Genomic DNA, 16,614 nt, shown 5'->3' with positions numbered 1-16,614 from the left:
GCCTCAGCGGACCGCCGCGCGGCGGTACGCCCAGGTGGCGACGGCGAGGGACAGCGCGCCGACCACCGCGCACACCCCGAGGTCGAGGAGGACCGCCGCCCAGTCGGGGTGCGGCTCGAAGGTGCGGGCGAAGGCCTCGACGCCGTACGTGGACGGCAGCAGGTCCCGCGCCCAGACGACGACCTCGGGCATCCGCTCGGGCGGCAGGACGCCCAGCAGCAGCGCGGCCGACATGCCGAGCTGTCCGGCCAGCGTGGCCAGTTCCTGCCGGGGGGCGAGCAGGCCCAGCGCGGCGCCGAGTCCGGCCAGCGCGGCACCGGCGAGCGGCACCACGGCGGCCAGGATCCACAGCCCGCCCATCGGCAGCCCGAACAGGAGGCAGCCGAAGAGGGCCGTGACCAGGGTTCCCGGCAGGGTGAAGGAGGCGTACGCGGCGGCCGCGCCGAGCACGACGGACGCGGGCGGTACCGGCAGGGTCGCGTAGTGGTCGAGCCCGCCACTGGCCCGGAGCTGACCGAAGTACTGGGCGAGCAGGTTCAGCGCGACGAAGGCGACGACCAGGACGGACGAGCCGGCGACGACGGCGCGGGCCTCGGAGCCCCCGTCGACCACGCCCCGCATCAGGATCATGATCCCGACGGACTGGAAGGTCGCCACGAACAGCAGCGGGATCCGCGCCACGCGCGCCCGGGACAACTGCGCCCGGTACACGGCGGCCAGCGCCGGGAAGAAGCGGGCTCGGGGAGCCAGCACTCCGACAGCGGCGGCACTCACGACTTGACCAGCCCCTTCGATACGCGCCCGCCCAGGGCCAGGTAGACGTCCTCCAGGCTCGGCGTGGCCAGAGTGAAGTCGTCGAGCGCGGCGAAGGCGGGGCTGCCGGTCACGGCGGCGACCGCGGCGCGCGCCTCGTCGGGGCCCAGCCTGAGCACCCACCGCCTTCCCGACTCGGCGGCCCGCGGGGCCAGCGCCGCGACCTCCGGCACCTCCAGCGGCGCGGTGGTCCGCCACACCAGTTCCAGCCTGACCTCGCCGGAGACCTTGGCCCTGAGCCCGGCCGGCGTGTCGCAGGCGATGACCTTGCCCTGGTCGATGACGGCGACCCGGTCCAGCACGGTCTCGGCCTCTATGACGTTGTGGGTGACGAGCAGCACGGTGGCGCCGTGTTGCGCGCGGCGCCGGTCCACGGCGGCCCAGACGGCCCGTCGGGCGACCGGGTCCATGCCGGTGGTGGGTTCGTCGAGGACCAGGACGGCCCGTTCGCCGACGAGGGCGGCGGCGAAGCAGGCCAGCCGGCGTTGTCCGCCGGAGAGCTTCTTCAGGGCCCGGCCGGCGATCCCGGTCAGGCCGAGTTCCTCCAGGACCTCGTCGCGTGCGGCCCGTGCGGCCCGCGCGTCGAGCCCGCGCAGCCGGCCCGTGGTCTCGGCGGCCAGGGACACCGTGAGCTCGTCCAGGGCGGTGGATTCCTGCCCGAGGTAGGCGAGCAGTCGCGAGGCGCGCTCGGGGTGGCGCACGAGGTCGTGGCCGAGCAGGGTGACGGAGCCCGCGTCGGGCTTCATGAGGCCGGTCAACTGGCGGACGAGCGTGGACTTGCCGGCGCCGTTGGGCCCGAGGAGGCCGAAGATCTCGCCGCGTCCCACGTCCAGGGAGATCCCGTCGGTGGCGCGGGTCTCGGGCAGGGCGGGCGCGCCGCGCCGGCCGCGTACGGCGGGGTACGTCTTGACCAGGTCACGCACCGCGCAAACCACGTCGGAGGCCGCTTCCGCGGCTGCTGCCGTGCCCTGCCTGGCTGATGCTGTGCCCGTACTCACGAGGGAGCAGCCTACGCGGCTTCCGCCCTCACTCGGCCGCCGGGGGCGTCGGCGTCCCCGGCGGCGCGGGCACCGCGGCGGGCGGACCGGCCACGTGTTCGGCGGCCGCCCGGACGTCGATCTCCCGCCAGAAGCCGGCCCGGATGGCGTAGCGGTCGTGCTCGTCGATCTGGTCGTCCTTGTGCGCGAGGAGTCCGAAGCGGGCGGCGTAGCGCAGCAGCTCACCGTCGATGCGGTGCGGGATCCGGGGGTACATGGTGGCCAGTTTCTGGAGGTGGACGCTCTCGGGGAGCCGTTCCATCCAGCGGCGCGCGAAGACCTGGCCGACCTCGAAGGGATCGCCGCCGACGGTGGTGATGTCCTCCTCGCGGTCGGCCCAACGCTGTTCGGCGGAGGTGAGTTGGGCGAGGGTGGGCAGCGAGGCGGTCTCGGCGGGTTCCCCGAGCGGTCCGGCCCGGTCGACCCAGCCCTTGTCGGAGGACCAGCGCAGGGCGCTCCCGGCGGGGGCGGCCGACTGGCCGTTGTGGGTGGGGGCGGCGGCCCCGGGGGCGCGCAGGGCGGCCAGGTCCTTGGGCGTGGGGACGGGCCGTGTGCCTTCGGTGACGGGCGGCGGTACGGGCGCGCCGCGCTCGGCGGCGTCCGCCGCGGTGGTGGAGGCGCCGTTGCGGGCGGCCTCGGCCAGGGCCGCCTCGGGCAGCGGCGCGGAAAGGATCGCGGCGATCTCCGGGCGCGGCGCGGGGGCCGGGGAGCACAGGCCGGCGAGGTCCTTGGCGCGGACGGCCCGGGTGATCCAGGCACGGTCCAGGACCCGGCGTTCGTCGGCCTCGGCGACGAGGTCCTCGGACTGGTTGTAGTCCCCGTCGGCGGCCTGGACGGCCCACAGGTGGACGGCGACCCCGTGTTCCTTGGCGGACATCAGACCGGGCAGCAGGTCGCCGTCGCCGGTCACCAGGACCACGTCGGAACAGGCGCGGTTGCGGGCCAGCTCGGTCAGCTCGGCGTGCATGGCCGCGTCCACGCCCTTCTGGGCCCAGCGGCCGTCGCTGCGGGTCAGCGCGCCGAGCCGGACGGTGACGCGGGGCATCACGCGCAGCCTGCGGTGTTCGGGCTGGGGCACCCGGTCGGGCGCGCCGTCGAACCAGTAGATCCGCAGCAGGGGCTGTTCGGTGTCCGCCTCCGCCCGTTCGCGCAGGCCCTGGATGAGGGCGGCGTGGTCGACGGTGATGCGGGAGCGGGAGGGCTCCCCTGCGAGAAGGCTCGCGGCGGCGCCCAGCAGATAGCCGGCGTCCACCAGGACGACGCAGCGGTCCACGCGTTCCACCCTCTTCCCTGGGGGTCCTCGATAAGTTTTCCCCGAGTCTGCCCGACCGCAAGGACGTTGACGGCCGGAACTCGATCATCGGCGTGGCGTATCTCCCGACTACCGGCGAACGGGGCACCGGCTACGCGCAGTAATGATCCAAAATGCGCGGTTTATGGTGGTATGTGAGTGTGAAGGCGGCCCTGGCCCCTACACCCCCCACGGAGGCTTCCCATGGCCAAGAACAAGAACCGCCAGCAGCCCGCCAAGCCCCAGGAACGCTCGTCGGCGCAGGATCCGGGCAAGAGCTCGATGGAATCCACGCCCGAGCCCTCGCCGTCGGCGCCGAGTCCGATGCACATGGCCGGCAAGCGCAAGGAAAAGAAGTTCGGCCACAACTGACCCGGCCGACAGCACCGACCCGACCGACGGCCGGCACCACCCGCGGCTGATCGGCCGGACAGGACGAAGGGCGCGCCCGGTTCCCCGGGCGCGCCCTTCCTCGTCTCGTGCGCGGCGTGGCGCCGCTCGTGCGCGGCGTGCCGCCGCCGGCGGCGGCTAGCCGGCCAGGCAGGCCGGGCCGAGCAGCACCTTCAGGTCGCCGAACAGCGCCGGGTCGGGCTTGACCCGGTGCTTGTCGAGGCGGAGCACGGTGGTGGTGCGCGGCCCCTGGAGCTTGATCCGCACCTCGGTGTTGCCGTGGTGGTGGCGCAGGATCTCGCCCAGACGGGTCACCATCGGCGGGGTCACCTTGACGGTCGGGATGGTGAGGACGACGGGCGCGTTGGTGCCGGCCGAGGAGAGGTCGGGAACCATCATTTCCATCGCCACCAGCCGCGGCACGTCCTCGCGCTTGTCCAGGCGGCCCTTGACGAAGACGACCGTGTCCTCGACCAGCTGGGTGGAGACGAGCTGGTAGGTGGCCGGGAAGAACATGCACTCGATGGAGCCGGCCAGGTCCTCGACGGTGGCGATGGCCCAGGCGTTGCCCTGCTTGGTCATCTTGCGCTGGAGGCCCGAGATGATGCCGCCGATGGTGACGACCGCGCCGTCGGAGTGCTCGCCGCCGGTGAGCTGGGAGATGCCCGCGTCCGTCTTGTCGGAGAGGACGTGTTCCAGGCCGAAGAGCGGGTGGTCGGAGACGTAGAGGCCGAGCATCTCGCGCTCCTGGGCGAGCAGGTACGACTTCTCCCACTCCACGTCGGAGAACTCGACGTCGAGGCCGAAGCCCGGCTCGTCGCTCGCGCCCTCGTCACCCATCCCGCCGAAGAGGTCGAACTGTCCCTCGGCCTCCTTGCGCTTCACCGCGACCACGTTGTCGATCATCGGTTCGTGGTGGGCGACCAGGCCCTTGCGCGTGTGGCCCATCTCGTCGAAGGCGCCGGCCTTGATCAGCGACTCGACCGTCCGCTTGTTGCAGACGACGGCCTCGACCTTGTCCAGGAAGTCGGGGAAGGTCGAGTACTTCCCCTTGGCCTTCCTCGTCTTGATGATCGAGTCGACGACGTTGTTGCCGACGTTGCGGACGGCGGTGAGGCCGAAGAGGATCACGTCGTCGCCCTGGGCGGCGAAGTTCGGCTCGGACTCGTTCACGTTCGGCGGGAGCACCTTGATGCCCATGCGCCGGCACTCGTTCAGGTAGATCGCGGACTTGTCCTTGTCGTCCTTGACCGAGGTGAGCAGGCCCGCCATGTACTCGGCGGGGAAGTTCGCCTTGAGGTAGGCGGTCCAGTAGGAGACCAGTCCGTACGCGGCCGAGTGGGCCTTGTTGAAGGCGTAGCCGGCGAAGGGCACCAGGACGTCCCACAGCGCCTTGATCGCCTGGTCGCTGAAGCCCTTCTTCTTGGCCCCCTCCTCGAAGATGACGAAGTTCTTCGCCAGCTCCTCGGGCTTCTTCTTGCCCATCACGCGGCGCAGGATGTCGGCCTCGCCGAGCGAGTAGCCGGCGATGATCTGCGCGGCCTTCTGCACCTGCTCCTGGTACACGATCAGGCCGTAGGTGACCGCGAGGACCTCTTCGAGGGGCCCTTCCAGCTCCGGGTGGATCGGGGTGATCTCCTGCTGCTTGTTCTTGCGCAGGGCGTAGTTCGTGTGCGAGTTCATGCCCATCGGGCCCGGCCGGTACAGGGCCGAGACGGCGGAGATGTCCTCGAAGTTGTCGGGCTTCATCAGGCGCAGCAGGGAGCGCATGGGGCCGCCGTCGAACTGGAAGACGCCGAGGGTGTCACCGCGGCCGAGCAGTTCGAAGGTCTTGGGGTCGTCGAGCGGGAGGCCGAGGAGATCGATGTCGATCCCCTTGTTGGCCTTCACCATCTTGACGGCGTCGTCCATGATCGTGAGGTTGCGCAGGCCGAGGAAGTCCATCTTCAGCAGGCCGAGCGACTCGCAGCTCGGGTAGTCCCACTGGGTGATGGTGACGCCGTCGGTGTGCCGTACCCAGACGGGCACGTGGTCGGTGATCGTCTCGCTGGACATGATCACGCCGGCGGCGTGCACGCCCATCTGCCGGACCAGGCCCTCGACGCCCATGGCGGTGTCGATGACCTTCTTCACGTCGGGCTCGTTCTCGTACATCCCGCGGATCTCGCCGGCCTCGCCGTAGCGCGGGTGCTTGGGGTCGAGGATGCCGGAGAGCGGGATGCCCTTGCCGAGGACGTCGGCGGGCATGGCCTTGGTGAGCCGGTCGCCCATGGCGTACGGGTAGCCGAGGACGCGGGCGGAGTCCTTGATCGCGTTCTTGGCCTTGATGGTGCCGTAGGTGCCGATCATGGCGACCTTGTCGGCGCCGTACTTCTCGGTCACGTACCGGATCACCTCGACGCGCCTGCGCTCGTCGAAGTCGATGTCGACATCGGGCATGGAGACGCGCTCGGGGTTCAGGAAGCGCTCGAAGATCAGACCGTGGGTGAGCGGGTCGAGGTCGGTGATGCCCATGGCGTACGCGACGATCGAGCCGGCTGCGGAGCCTCGCCCCGGGCCGACCGCGATGCCCTGGTTCTTGGCCCACATGATGAAGTCGGCGACCACGAGGAAGTAGCCGGGGAAGCCCATCGAGATGATCGTGTCCATCTCGTACTCGGCCTGCTTCATCCGGTCGTCCGGAATGCCCCCGGGGTAGCGGCGGTCCATGCCGCGCATGGTCTCCTCACGGAACCAGGTGACCTCGGTGTAGCCGTCCGGGATGTCGAACTTCGGCATCAGGTTCCGGAACTGGAACATGCCCTCGGTGTCGACCTGCTCCGCGACCAGCCGGGTGTTGGCGCAGCCTTCCTGCCAGGCGTCCGAGGAGTCGATGGCGTACATCTCCTCCGTGGACTTCAGGTAGTAGCCGGTGCCGTCGAAGCGGAAGCGGTCCGGGTCGGAGAGGTTCTTGCCGGTCTGGATGCACAGCAGCGCGTCGTGGGCGGTGGCCTCGGCGGCGTAGGTGTAGTGCGAGTCGTTCGTGACCAGCGGCGGGATGCCGAGCTTCTTGCCGATCTCCAGGAGTCCGTCGCGGACCCGGCGCTCGATCTCGATGCCGTGGTCCATCAGCTCCAGGAAGTACCGCTCCTTGCCGAAGATGTCCTGGTACTCGGAGGCGGCCTTGAGGGCCTCGTCGAACTGGCCGAGGCGCAGTCGGGTCTGGAGCTCGCCGGAGGGGCAGCCGGTGGAGGCGATCAGCCCCTCGGACCACTTGGAGATGGTCTCCTTGTCCATCCGGGGCCACTTCGTGAGCCAGCCCTCGGCGTACGCGTCGGAGGACAGCCGGAAGAGGTTGTTCAGGCCGGTCGCGTTCGCCGCCCAGATCGTCTTGTGCGTGTATCCACCCGAACCGGACACGTCGTCGCGCTTCTGGTGCGGTTGCCCCCACTGGATCCTGCGCTTGTTGCGGCGGGACTCCGGCGCGACGTACGCCTCGATGCCGATGATCGGGGTGACCCCGGCCTTCTTCGCGGTGTGGAAGAAGTCATAGGCGCCGTGCAGGTTGCCGTGATCGGACATGGCGATGTGCGACATGCCCATCTCGTTGCACGCGTTGAACATGTCCTTCAGCCGCGCGGCACCGTCCAGCAGCGAATACTGGGTGTGGACGTGCAGGTGCGTGAACGGCGCCTTGGTCACGGTGGAGTCCTCCGGGCGGGAGTGAGGGGGGCAGCCTCGAAGTCTACGTCTCCCGAGTGACAGAAAACGGGCACCGACGGGTACGGTCATCCGTTGCAGACCCAGGGACGGTGTCCGATTCCACACCTTCCGCACGCGATCGATCCAGCGCCACCAGGAGGCACCCGCCATGGCGGTTCCCGAGACGACGAACGAGCAGCGCGCCGAGCAGATACTCGATGTGTTCGACACCGCCTTCGGTGAGCTCCTCGCCGCCGACCCCGCTGCCTTCCAGGTGAAGTTCCGCAAGATGGCGGCGTCCGCGTTCGCCTTCTACCGGGGGACGGCCTGCCTCTTCTACGCCGACCTGGAGCGCGACCGGCACGGCGGCCCGTACCTGGACGAGCGGACCGGCCGGGTGTGGATCCACGGCGATCTGCACGCCGAGAACTTCGGCACGTACATGGATTCCAACGGCCGCCTCGTCTTCAACGTCAACGACTTCGACGAGGCCTACGTCGGCCCCTTCACCTGGGACCTGAAGCGCTTCGCCGCCTCCATCGCCCTGATCGGCTACACCAAGGCGCTCAGCGACGAGCAGATCAGCGGGCTCGTGCGGATCTACGCGGCCGCCTACCGGGAGCGGATCCACGCCCTGGCCACCGGCGCCAAGCACGAGGAGGTCCCCTCCTTCACCCTGGACACCGCCGACGGCCCGCTGCTGGCCGCCCTGCGCGCCGCCCGCGCGCGGACCCGCTTCTCGCTCCTCGACTCGATGACGGAGATCCGGGACTACGAGCGCCGCTTCACGGCGGGCCCCGGCACCATCGAGCTGGACGCCGCCACCCGGTACAAGGTGCTGGCCGCCTTCGACGGGTACCTGGAGACCCTGCCGGAGGAGTCCCTGGTGCGCCCGGACTCCTACCGGGTCAAGGACGTGGTGGGGCGGCGGGGCGTCGGGATCGGCTCGGCCGGCCTGCCCTCGTACAACATCCTGCTGGAGGGGCACAGCGACGCCCTGGAGAACGACGTCGTGATCTACCTCAAGCAGGCGCAGACCCCGGCGGTGTCCCGGCACATCACCGAGCGGTCGGTGCGGGACTACTTCCAGCACGAGGGGCACCGCACGGTGATCTCGCAGCGGGCCCTCCAGGCGCACGCCGACCCGTGGCTGGGCTGGACGGAGCTGGACGGCTCCGGGCAGCTGGTGGCGGAGGTCTCCCCGTACGCGGTGGACCTGGACTGGTCGGACCTGGACGACCCCGAGGAGATCGCGGCGGTGGTCGCCGACCTGGGTCGGGCCACGGCGACGATGCACGCGGCGGCGGACGAGGCGGAGAGCGGCCAGTCCCTGGTGCCCTTCTCCACGGAGCGGGCCATCGACGCGGCGATCGCCGCCGACGAGGTCGGCTTCCCGGAGCTGCTGGTCGACTTCGCCCACGCCTACGGGGCCCGGGCGCGCGCCGACCACCAGATCTTCGTCGATCTGTTCCGCAACGGCCGGATCACGTCGTAGCGGACGGGCCGTCGGGAACCCGGGGCCTCCGATTCACAGGGAGTCGTGAAAGACTCGCGGCGATGGACATATCAGGGGCAGGACTCCGGGGGCTGCGAGCCGCGCTGTTCAGCGCGTTCGTCGTGCTGCTCTCCGCGGGCTCGCACGTCCTCATGTCCCGGGTGCCGTTGCCGCCCGCGCTGGTGGCCGGTTCCTTCGCGGGGGTGTTCGCCCTGGCGTTCGCGCTGGCCGGCCGGGAGCGCGGCTTCGGCCCGATCGCCGGGTTGCTGGTGCCGCTGGAGCTGGCGGCCGACACCGTCTTCACCGCCGGGCAGCACCTCTGTTACGGCCCCGCGGGCGGCCCGGTCGCCGGTCCGCTGCGTGCGCTGGGCCTGGACGAACTGTGCGGGGGCACCCCGGTCGGCGGGCAGTTGGCCGGTGTGCCCGGCCCCGTGACCGATCCGGGCGCGCTGGCCGCCGCGGCGGGGGCCTGGACGCCCTGGCTGCTGCTGGGCGGGCACGTCGCGGTCGGGATGCTGGCCGCCGCGTGGCTGCGGTACGGCGAGCGGGCACTGGGCCGGCTGCTGCGGGCCGTGGCCGCCTTCGCCTTCCGGCCGCTGCTGCTGGCGGTGGCCTCGGTCTCGGCGATCGCCGGTCCGGCGCGCCGGCGGGCATGCCCGCCGCGGCCGGGCTCGGGGGCCCGTACCCGGTTCCCGGCACATTCCGTGGGGCGGAGGGGACCGCCCGTGCGCGGGACGCTCGCGAGCGTCTGACACGCGTACGGCATTCCCCCTCTTCTTCCACACCCCACGGAGATCACGATGAGTTCACGCAACAGCCAGGCGAACAAGGCGGCGGCCCGCGAGCGACTGCGCGTCGAGCGCGAGAAGCAGGCCAAGAAGGACAAGGCGCGCCGCCAGCTGATCGTCGCCGGCGCGGTGGTGGCCACGTTGGCCCTGGCCGGCGGCGTCGGCTACGCGGTCGTGCAGGCCAACCAGCCCGACCACTGGGAGAAGGCGGCCTCGGCGGAGCTGGTCAAGCCCAAGAACACCTCGGGCGACAACGGCACCACGGTCGTCATCGGCAAGCCCGAGGCGAAGAAGACCCTGGACCTGTACGAGGACTCGCGCTGCCCGGCGTGCGCCGCCTTCGAGCAGACCAGTGGCGAGCAGATCAAGAAGGACGTGGACGCGGGCAAGTTCAAGCTCCGCTACTTCGGCGCGACCTTCATCGACAACGCCGCCCAGGGCGAGGGTTCGAAGAACGCGCTGAGCGCGCTGGGCGCGGCGCTGAACGTCAGCCCGGACGCCTTCCTCGCGTACAAGGGGGCGCTCTACTCCAAGGAACTGCACCCCGAGGAGACCGTCGACAGCTTCGCCAAGGACGACTACCTGATCAAGGTCGCGGACACGGTCCCGGCGCTCAAGGGCAACGCCGAGTTCAAGAAGGCCGTCGAGGACGGCACCTATGACCGGTGGGCGCTGGAGATGTCGAAGGTCTTCAACAAGTCCGAGGTGAAGGGCACGCCGACCCTGATGATGGACGGCAAGAAGATCGAAACCCCCTCGACGGCGGAGGCGTACACCGCGGCGATCGAGAAGGCCCTCGCGGGCTGACCCTCCCCGGCCCCGACAACGGGCGGACGTGAACGGGCGGACGAACTCCTGGAGTTCGTCCGCCCGTTGCCTTCCCATGTCTGTACCGACGGTATACCGGTCAGTAATATGACCGCCCGTGACCAGTCATCTCTCTCCTTCCCCCGCCGCGACAAACCCGCGCCGCCGTACGGTGGTTCTGGGCGCCGCGGCCGCGGCCGCGCTCGCACCGATCGCCACGCTGGGCCTCTCGCCCGCCCACGCGGCGCAGACCGCCCCCGCCTTCCTGCACGGCATCGCCTCCGGCGACCCGCTGCCCGACGGGGTCCTCCTGTGGACCCGCGTCACCCCCTCCCCCGAGGCCGTCCCCGGTTCCGGCCTCGGCCCGGCCACCGCCGTGGGCTGGGAGGTGGCCGAGGACCGCAACTTCACCCGGGTCGTGGCGGGCGGCGCCGTCACGGCGACCGCCGCCGCCGACCACACGGTCAAGGTGGACGTGCGCGGCCTGCGCCCGCACACCTCGTACTGGTACCGCTTCACCGCAGGGGAGACCGTCTCCGCGATCGGGCGCACCCTGACCGCCCCGCCCGTCGACGCGGCCACGCCGGGGATCCGCTTCGGCGTGGTCTCCTGCGCGAACTGGGAGTCCGGGTACTTCTCCGCGTACCGGCACCTGGCGGCCCGCACCGACCTGGACGCGGTCCTGCACCTGGGCGACTACGTGTACGAGTACGCCTCCGGGGCCTATCCCGAGGCCAAGTACGTCGTGCGCCCGCACCAGCCGCGGCACGAGATCGTCTCGTTGGCCGACTACCGGACCCGGCACGGCGCGTACAAGACCGACGTGGACCTCCAGGCGCTGCACGCGGCGCACCCCGTCGTCGCGATCTGGGACGACCACGAGTTCGCCAACGACGCCTGGTCCGGCGGCGCGGAGAACCACACGCCGGGCGCCGAGGGCGACTGGGCGGCCCGCGCGAGCGCCGCGAAGCAGGCGTACTTCGAGTGGATGCCGGTCCGTGCCTCCATAGCCGGCACCGTCTACCGGCGGCTGCGCTTCGGCAGCCTCGTCGACCTGCACCTGCTGGACCTGCGGACCTTCCGCTCGCAGCAGGTCAAGGTGGGCAGCGGCGCGGTGGACGACCCGGAGCGCACGATCACCGGGCGGGCGCAGTTGGACTGGCTGAAGTCGGGGCTGGCGAACTCGAACGCCACCTGGAAGCTGGTCGGCACCTCGGTGATGATCTCGCCGGTGGCGTTCGGTTCGCTGCCCGCGCACCTGCTCAAGCCCCTCGCGAAGCTGCTGGGGCTGCCCGAGGGCGGTCTGGCGATCAGCACGGACCAGTGGGACGGCTACACGGACGACCGCAAGGAGCTCCTGGGTCACCTGAAGGACCGCGGCATCAAGAACACGGTCTTCCTGACCGGTGACATCCACATGGCGTGGGCGAACGACGTCCCGGTGAACATGGCGACGTATCCGGGCTCGGGCACGGCGGCGACCGAGTTCGTGGTGACGTCGGTGACCTCCGACAACATCGACGACATCCTGCACGTGCCGGCGGACACCGCCTCACTGGTCGCCGAGACCGCCATCAAGGCCGCCAACTGGCACGTGAAGTGGCTGGACATGGACGCTCACGGCTACGGCGTCCTGGACGTGACGGGCGAGCGTTCGCAGATGGACTACTTCGTGGTCTCGGACAAGCGCAGGCAGGACGCGCGCTCCACGTGGGCCCGCTCGTACCGCACCCTGAACGGGACGCAGAAGGTCGAGCGGGCCGACCGCCCGGTTTCCTGACATTCCATCAATTTTGCTGCTCAGAGGGGCGCTTGGTTTACACCAGGCGCCCCTTTCGCCTCTCACGCAACAAATCTTTAACCGCCGAGATCTTGCCATCCTTATGACATGCCCACGTAAGCTCGCGCCGGCGTGAGGAAGTCCCTCACCCCCCACCACGCTTCGCGAGGAGTACACGTGCGCGCTCTCGCCCGCATATCCCCCCTTCTCCGCCGCCGCATCACGGGTACGGCCCTGTTGGCCGGAACCCTGGCGTTCGCCCCGCTGACGGCCCCCACATCCGTCGCTGCGGCACCCGCAGCCAAGACCCCGGCGCAGGCCTGTCTCGAACAGGCCGGCGGCGCCGCCGCCAACGCCCGTGTCGCGCGCCCGCGCGACCACCAGGCCGCCGACCCGAACGAGGTGACGGACGCCCAGGTCAAGGCCATGGACGCCGACCTCAAGAGAAGACTCGGCCAGTCGACCCCGCAGCAGCTCGACGGCATGCGCGCCCGGGCCGCCGCCGCCACGACCATCCCGGTCTACGTGCACGTCATCCACTCCGGTGCGACCGGAAAGCTGACCGCCGCGCAGATCAACAGCCAGCTCGCGGTCCTCAACTCGGCCTACGCCGGCCAGGGCAGCGGCAACGTCAACTCCGGCTTCCAGTTCTCCCTGGCCGGGACCGACTACACCGACAACGCGACCTGGTACAACGTCTCGGACGGCACCACCGCCGAGAAGAACATGAAGAACGCCCTGCGCAAGGGCGGCAAGAACGCCCTGAACCTCTACACCGCCAACCTCGGCGGCGGGCTCCTCGGCTGGGCCACCTTCCCCAGCTCCTACGCCTCCCAGCCCAAGATGGACGGCGTGGTCATCCTCAACAGCTCGATCCCCGGCGGCTCCTCCGCCAACTACAACCAGGGCGACACCGCCACCCACGAGGTCGGCCACTGGCTCGGCCTCTACCACACCTTCCAGGGCGGCTGCTCGGGCAGCGGCGACTCGGTCTCCGACACCCCGGCCGAGGCGAGCGCCGCGTTCGAGTGCCCGACCGGCCGCGACACCTGCGGTGCGAGCGGCGCGGACCCGATCCACAACTTCATGGACTACACGTACGACTCCTGCATGTACCAGTTCACGAGCGGCCAGGTGTCGCGCATGAAGAGCATGTGGACGGCGTACCGGGCCTGACACACGGGAAGGGGCCCGGCCGGGTGTCCGCCCGGCCGGGCCCCTTCGCGCGCACCCGCCCCCTACAGCCCGTCGAGGAAGGACAGCGCGACCTTCCAAGTCTGCTCGGCGGCCTCCGCGTCGTAGTCGTCGAGATCGGGATCGGTGAACAGGTGCCCGGCGCCCGGGTAGCCGTGGACCTCCACGTCCGCCCCGGCCCGGCGCATCCCCAGGTACCAGGCGGTCAGCCAATCGTGCGGTTCGAAGGGGTCCGGGTCCGCCACGTGCAGCTGCACCGGCAGGTCGTCCGCCGAGACGTCGTCCTCCAGGTCGGACGTACCGTGCAGGAGCAGCAGCCCGCGGGCCTTCTCGTCGTGCAGCGCCAGGTGCTGCGCCACGGAGGCGCCGAAGGAGAAGCCCGCGTAGACCAGACCCCGGTCCGAGTAGGGGGCGGCGGCCAGGATCGCGCGCTTGAGCAGTTCGTCACGGCCGATCTCGTCCCGGTGGGCCATGCCCTCCTCGACGGTCCCGAACGTGCGCCCCTCGAACAGGTCGGGCACGTGGACCTCGTGCCCCGCCGCGCGCAGCCGGTCGGCCGCCGCGTGCACTGCGGGCCGCAGCCCGTACGTCGAATGGAAGAGCATGATGTTCATATCCCCATCGTGCCAGTTTCCCGGGTCCCCTTCCGGTTAGGTTCACGGGCATGGACATGGAGAACGTGCTGCGCCCCGTCGTGGTCCTCGGCGGCGCCGTGGTCCTCACGCTGGCCGCCGGCCGGCTGCTGGACCTGCTGCTCCGCCGGGCCGACGCCCGCCACGGGGAGACCCCCCTGTGGGGGCTGCTGCGCCGGTGCGGTCCGCCCTTCCGGATCGTCCTGTGCACGGCCCTGCTGCGCGCCTCCTACCCCCAGACCAAGATCCTCGCGGATCACCGCGAGGGCGTGGGCCGGGCCCTCACCCTGGTGCTGATCGCCTCGACCGCCTGGCTGCTGATCCGGATCGCCACCGCCGCCGTCGACTCGACGTACACGCGCTACGCGGCCGGCGCCGGCGACGCCGCCCGGGTCCGCCGGGTCCGCACCCAGGTCGCGCTGATCCAGCGGGTCGTGACCGCCGTGGTCGTCGTCGTGGCGATCGCCGCCATGCTGCTGACCTTCCCCGCGATGCGCGCGGTCGGCGCCTCGATGCTGGCGTCCGCGGGCGTCCTCGGCATCGTGGCCGGCATCGCCGCGCAGTCCGCGCTGGGCAACCTCTTCGCCGGCCTCCAGATCGCCTTCGGCGACACCGTCCGCATCGGGGACACCGTGGTCGTGGACAAGGAGTGGGGCACGGTCGAGGAGATCACCCTCACCTTCCTGGTGGTCCGCACCTGGGACGAGCGCCGGATCACGATGCCGGTCTCGTACTTCACCGGCAAGCCGTACGAGAACTGGTCGCGCGGCGGGGCCCAGATGACCGGGACGGTCTTCCTGCACCTGGACCACTCGGCGCCGATCCCGCTGCTGCGCGAGCAGCTGTCGGAGATCCTCAAGGACACCCCGGAGTGGGACGGGCGCGGGAGCGGCCTGGTCGTCACCGACTCCACCCCCAACACGATCCAGGTCCGGGCCACGGTCACCGCGAAGGACGCCGACGACATCTGGACCGTGCGCTGCGTGGTCCGCGAGCGCCTGATCACCTGGCTGGTGGACCACCACCCGTACGCCCTCCCGCACGTGAACACGGCCGACGCGGTCCAGCAGCCCCCGCTGACGGCCTAGGGGCTGCGCAGGCTGCGGACGTCGAGGTGGCGGAGCACCCGGTCCACGATCTCCGGGTTCGACCCCGGTTCGCTGCGCGCCGACAGCACCTCGTGCCGGGCGGCGGACATCATCTCGCGTTGGATCCGCTGGACGTCCCGGATCCGCTCGACCCGCTTCGCGTACGCCTCCCGCCGCTCCTCGTCGACCATGTCGGGGCTGATCCTGGCCCCCACGTCGTAGGCCCGCCGGTACAGGGTCTCCACCAGGTCCTCGGGGAGGTCCTCCGCCTCCTCGATCTCCTTCAGGCGCTGCTTCGCGGCCTTGGCGGCGCGGATCGCGAGCCGGCGCTCGGTCTCCTTCTCCTCGTCCTCGTCGGCCTCCACTCCCAGCCGGCGCACCAGCCAGGGCAGGGTCAGGCCCTGGCAGACCAGCGTCGCCATGATCACGGCGAAGGCGATGAAGATGATCTGGTCCCGCGCCGGGAAGGGGTCCCCGCCCTCCACCTTCAGCGGGATGGCCAGGGCCAGCGCCACCGAGGCCACGCCGCGCATCCCGGCCCACCACATGACGACGCTCTCCCGCCAGCTCACCGGGATCTCCTCGTCGTAGTCGCGCCGGTTGTGCAGCTTCTTCGCGAGCCAGCCGGCCGGCAGCAGCCACGCCAGTCGTACGCCGACCACCACGGCGACCACGATCCCCGCCCAGCCGGCCATCTCCCCCACGCGGTCGCCCGCGACGCCGAACACGTGGTGCAGTTCGAGTCCGATCAGGCCGAACGCGACGCCGGTGACCAGCATGTCGACGATCTCCCAGAACGTGTGCCCGGCGAGGCGTCCGAGCACGTCGTCGGCGTCGGTCGCGTACTCGGCGAGGAACAGCGCGGTGGTCAGCACGGCCAGCACCCCGGAGCCCTGGAGTTCCTCGGCGACCACGTACGCCACGAACGGCACCAGCAGTGTCAGGCCGATCTGGAGGGTGACCTCGCCGAGCCGGCCCATGAGCCGGTTCGTGGCCCAGCCGAGCGCGAGCCCCACGACCACCGCGACCACGGCGGAGAGCACGAACTCCCCGAGCGCGTCGGGCCAGGAGAAGCTGCCGCTGACGGCGGCGGCGATGGCCACGTGGTAGAGCACGATGGCGGTGACGTCGTTGAAGAGCCCCTCGCCCTCCAGGATGGACACCATGCGGCGCGGCAGCCCGAGCGCGCCGGCGACGGCGGTGGCCGCGACCGGGTCGGGGGGCGCGACGAGCGCGCCGAGCGCGACGGCCGCGGCGATGGGCAGCCCGGGGACGGCGGCGTGCGCGACGGCGGCCACGGCGGCGGTGGTCACGAAGACCAGGGCCACGGCCAGCAGCAGGATGGGGCGCACGTTGGCGGCGAACTGGCGCCAGGAGGTGCGCTGCACGGAGGCGTACAGCAGCGGCGGAAGCACCAGCGGCAGGATGTACTCGGGCGGGATGTCGACGTTCGGCACGGCCGGCACGAGGGCCAGCACCACCCCGCCGATGGTCATCAGCACGGGCGAGGGCAACTTGAGCCGGTCCCCGAGCGGTACGGTCACCACGGCGCCGAGCAACAACACGAACAACAGAGCAAGCTGATCCACAACCCCCAGCCTGCCCCATCCGCCCGCCG

At 70.9% G+C, this 16,614-nt stretch carries 13 protein-coding genes; 7 read left to right on the top strand and 6 right to left on the bottom strand.

Features of this window, described 5'->3' with window-relative positions:
* Positions 1-3: 3 nt before the first annotated feature.
* The 3 genes from OG906_RS24795 to OG906_RS24785 are packed head-to-tail and all read right to left on the bottom strand — an operon-like array spanning position 4 to position 3,123.
* Positions 4-795: an ABC transporter permease gene (locus tag OG906_RS24795; RefSeq protein ID WP_386936978.1), complete on the bottom strand. Its 792-nt coding sequence runs from the start codon at positions 793-795 to the stop codon at positions 4-6.
* Positions 771-1,811: an ABC transporter ATP-binding protein gene (locus tag OG906_RS24790; protein ID WP_443067414.1), complete on the bottom strand. Its 1,041-nt coding sequence runs from the start codon at positions 1,809-1,811 to the stop codon at positions 771-773. Before OG906_RS24790 ends, OG906_RS24795 begins: the two co-directional genes overlap by 25 nt.
* 28 nt (positions 1,812-1,839) lie before the next feature.
* Positions 1,840-3,123, bottom strand: coding sequence for an NYN domain-containing protein (locus OG906_RS24785; protein WP_385644114.1), 1,284 nt, complete (start codon positions 3,121-3,123; stop codon positions 1,840-1,842).
* A gap of 222 nt (positions 3,124-3,345) precedes the next feature.
* On the opposite strand from OG906_RS24785, the gene OG906_RS24780 reads away from it, so the two are divergent.
* Entirely contained in the window at positions 3,346-3,513 is a 168-nt protein-coding gene (locus OG906_RS24780) for a hypothetical protein (RefSeq protein ID WP_329445853.1), read from the top strand.
* A 156-nt stretch (positions 3,514-3,669) separates the two neighbouring features.
* Here OG906_RS24780 and dnaE read toward each other — a convergent pair whose 3' ends face one another.
* On the bottom strand, positions 3,670-7,212 hold the full coding sequence (gene dnaE / locus OG906_RS24775; protein ID WP_267800872.1) for a DNA polymerase III subunit alpha: 3,543 nt from the start codon (positions 7,210-7,212) through the stop codon (positions 3,670-3,672).
* Between the two features lie 169 nt (positions 7,213-7,381).
* On the opposite strand from dnaE, the gene OG906_RS24770 reads away from it, so the two are divergent.
* The 5 genes from OG906_RS24770 (at position 7,382) to OG906_RS24750 (ending at position 13,258) form a co-directional block, all read left to right on the top strand.
* Complete coding sequence (locus OG906_RS24770; RefSeq protein ID WP_329445851.1) at positions 7,382-8,707, top strand: DUF2252 domain-containing protein; 1,326 nt, start codon at positions 7,382-7,384, stop codon at positions 8,705-8,707.
* Between the two features lie 62 nt (positions 8,708-8,769).
* Positions 8,770-9,459, top strand: coding sequence for a hypothetical protein (locus tag OG906_RS24765; protein WP_329445850.1), 690 nt, complete (start codon positions 8,770-8,772; stop codon positions 9,457-9,459).
* A 48-nt stretch (positions 9,460-9,507) separates the two neighbouring features.
* Positions 9,508-10,302 (top strand): DsbA family protein, encoded by a 795-nt coding sequence (locus OG906_RS24760; protein WP_267800876.1) that lies wholly within the window; start codon positions 9,508-9,510, stop codon positions 10,300-10,302.
* Between the two features lie 118 nt (positions 10,303-10,420).
* Positions 10,421-12,082, top strand: coding sequence for an alkaline phosphatase D family protein (locus OG906_RS24755; protein WP_329445848.1), 1,662 nt, complete (start codon positions 10,421-10,423; stop codon positions 12,080-12,082).
* Between the two features lie 177 nt (positions 12,083-12,259).
* A complete protein-coding gene (locus OG906_RS24750; protein ID WP_267800879.1) occupies positions 12,260-13,258 on the top strand; it encodes a zinc metalloprotease in 999 nt (332 codons plus the stop codon).
* Between the two features lie 62 nt (positions 13,259-13,320).
* On the opposite strand, the gene OG906_RS24745 is transcribed toward OG906_RS24750, so the two are convergent.
* Positions 13,321-13,890 carry a dienelactone hydrolase family protein gene (locus tag OG906_RS24745; RefSeq protein WP_329445845.1) on the bottom strand — a complete coding sequence of 190 codons (570 nt, stop codon included), beginning with the start codon at positions 13,888-13,890 and terminating at the stop codon, positions 13,321-13,323.
* Positions 13,891-13,946: 56 nt separating this feature from the next.
* Here OG906_RS24745 and OG906_RS24740 point away from each other — a divergent pair, with 56 nt between their 5' ends.
* Complete coding sequence (locus OG906_RS24740; RefSeq protein ID WP_329448125.1) at positions 13,947-14,996, top strand: mechanosensitive ion channel family protein; 1,050 nt, start codon at positions 13,947-13,949, stop codon at positions 14,994-14,996.
* Here the strand turns inward: OG906_RS24740 and OG906_RS24735 are convergent.
* Positions 14,993-16,585: a Na+/H+ antiporter gene (locus OG906_RS24735; protein ID WP_329445843.1), complete on the bottom strand. Its 1,593-nt coding sequence runs from the start codon at positions 16,583-16,585 to the stop codon at positions 14,993-14,995. The two genes, OG906_RS24740 and OG906_RS24735, sit on opposite strands and share 4 nt — an antisense overlap.
* Positions 16,586-16,614: the final 29 nt, after the last annotated feature.

Source organism: Streptomyces sp. NBC_01426 (genome assembly GCF_036231985.1).
Lineage (GTDB): Bacteria > Actinomycetota > Actinomycetes > Streptomycetales > Streptomycetaceae > Streptomyces.
The sequence above is the reverse complement of the archived record's forward strand: the minus strand, read 5'-3'. Positions and strand labels throughout refer to the sequence as shown.